Source organism: Mycobacterium sp. TH-M116 (assembly GCF_057473685.1).
Genome location: NZ_JBYCLC010000200.1, coordinates 1 through 2,338, shown reverse-complemented (window position 1 = coordinate 2,338; position 2,338 = coordinate 1). Strand labels below are relative to the sequence as shown.

General features: G+C 68.6%; 3 protein-coding genes. All 3 read left to right on the top strand.

The window, feature by feature from the left end:
• Nucleotides 1-383, top strand: a 383-nt coding sequence (locus tag AC2VOK_RS10220; protein WP_428900363.1) for a PD-(D/E)XK nuclease family protein, incomplete at its 5' end; no start/stop codon positions are given.
• Nucleotides 384-494: 111 nt separating this feature from the next.
• A complete protein-coding gene (locus tag AC2VOK_RS10215; RefSeq protein WP_428900362.1) occupies nucleotides 495-1,565 on the top strand; it encodes a potassium channel family protein in 1,071 nt (356 codons plus the stop codon).
• On the top strand, nucleotides 1,543-2,338 hold a 796-nt coding region (gene nudC, locus AC2VOK_RS10210; RefSeq protein WP_428900364.1), incomplete at its 3' end, for an NAD(+) diphosphatase. The genes AC2VOK_RS10215 and nudC, both read left to right, overlap by 23 nt.

The window sequence follows — 2,338 nt, the reverse complement described above, 5'->3', positions numbered from 1 at the left end:
TGCAGGAGTCCTTCGCCGGATCGCTTTGGGCGGCCCGCACACCGATTGCCGTCGAGGTGCCCTTCGAGATGCCCATCGCCGACACCGTGGTGCGCGGCCGGATCGACGCGGTCTTCGCCGACCCTGACGGCGGCGCCACCGTGGTGGACTGGAAGACCGGTGAACCCCCGCGGGGTGCGGAGGCCATGCGCCAGGCCGCCGTCCAGTTGGCGGTGTACCGCCTGGCGTGGGCCGCGCTGACCGGAGCTCCGGAGTCGGCGGTGCGTGCTGCCTTCTACTACGTGCGCACCGGCGCCACCGTCGCACCGGACGAACTGCTCGAGGCCGCCGAGCTGGCCGCGTTGCTGGAAGGTTCCACGGAAGGCCGACCGGTCGCCGGGTGATGCCGAGTCCCCGGCGTCGGGCGCGGGCGGTTAGATTTGGTCGCGTGCGTGTCTCGTGGTTGTCTTTCGTGGTTGTCTACTGCGCCGGATCTGGGGCGATGATGGACCGCCGTGGGCAACGGTAAATCGCGGCAACTGAGCGCTCTGAAGCAAAGGCTGACCACCCAACCCGGTCACCAGCTCGTCCGTGTCGTACGCATCCCCGAAGATCCCGTCAGCCCCGCCCGCGCGATCACACGCGGGGTGGTCATCGCTGTGATGGTCCTTTTCGTCGCCGCAGCCATCGTGTACTTCGAACGCGGCGGCTACCGCGATGTGCGGAATCAGCAATTGACGTTCGTCGACTCGCTGTACTTCGCGGCGGTGTCGCTGTCCACGACGGGTTACGGCGACATCACCCCGATCACCGAAGCGGCGCGTCTGACCCACACCGTGATCTTCACGCCGCTGCGGATCGCTTTCCTGGCCGTATTGGTCGGAACGACGCTCGAGGTTCTCTCCGAGCGGTCCCGGCAGGCGTGGAAGATTCAGCGTTGGAGGAACAAATTGCGCAACCACACCGTCGTGATCGGTTACGGCACCAAGGGCCGAGCCGCTGTCGCCGCCAAGGTCAGCGACGAGGCCGCCCAGGGCGAGATCGTCGTCGTCGACACCGACCGGACGGCGGTCGAACACGCCGCGGCCGCCGGTCTGGTCACCGTTCACGGCGACGGCACCAAGTCCGACGTGCTGCGGCTGGCCGGAGTGCAGCACGCGTTCTCGGTGATCGTGGCGACTGGGCGCGACGACACCGCGGTGCTGGTGACGTTGACGGCGCGTGAAATCGCGCCCAAAGCCAAGATTGTGGCCGCGATCCGGGAGGCCGAGTATCAGCATCTGCTGCAGCAATCGGGTGCGGACTCGGTGGTGGTCTCCTCAGAGACGGCCGGTCGGCTGCTCGGCCTCGCCACCACCACGCCCAGCGTGGTGCAGATGTTCGAGGACCTGCTGACACCGGACGTCGGATTGGCCATCGCGGAGCGCGAGGCCGACCAGAACGAGATCGGCGGTTCGCCGCGCCATCTGCGCGACACGGTGCTCGGTGTGGTGCGCAACGGCCGTCTGCTTCGTATCGGCGCACCCGAGGCGGACGCCATCGAGGCCGACGACCGGCTGCTCTATATCCGAAGCACAGGGCAGTAGCCGCGTGGAGTTTCAGCTGCGGGAGGTTCCCTTGCTGTCGCGGGCCGGCGCCGACCGCGCCGAACAGCTGCGTACCGATGGCGACGCGGCCGCCGCCGGATGGGCTGATGCGGCGCTGGTGCGGGTGGACTCGCGCAATCAGGTGCTGGTCGCCGAAGGCCGGGTGGTGCTCGGCGCCGCAGCGGCCCTCGGCGACGAGCCGCCGCCGGAAGCGGTGTTCCTGGGCCGCATCGACGGTGGCCGTCACGTCTGGGCGATCCGGGATGCGCTGCACGCACCGGAGGATCCCGGTGCGGAAGTCGAGGTGGTGAACCTGCGCAGCCTCGGCCCGATCTTCGACGACACCAGCAGCCAGCTGGTCTCGTCGGCCATCGCGCTGCTGAATTGGCACGACCGGGCGCGGTTCAGTGCGGTGGACGGATTCCCGACGAAACCTGCCCGGGCGGGCTGGTCACGGATCAACCCGGTCACCGGTCACGAGGAGTTCCCGCGTATCGACCCGGCGATCATCTGTCTGGTGCACGACGGCGGCGACCGCGCGGTGCTGGCCCGCCAAGGCGCATGGCCGGAACGGATGTTCTCGCTGCTGGCCGGATTCGTCGAAGCCGGCGAATCCTTCGAGGTGTGCGTCGCGCGCGAGATCCGCGAGGAGGTCGGCCTGACCGTCCGCGACGTGCGTTACCTCGGCAGCCAGCCCTGGCCTTTCCCGCGTTCGCTGATGGTGGGTTTCCACGCCCTGGGCGACCCGTCCGAGGAGTTCTCGTTCAACGACG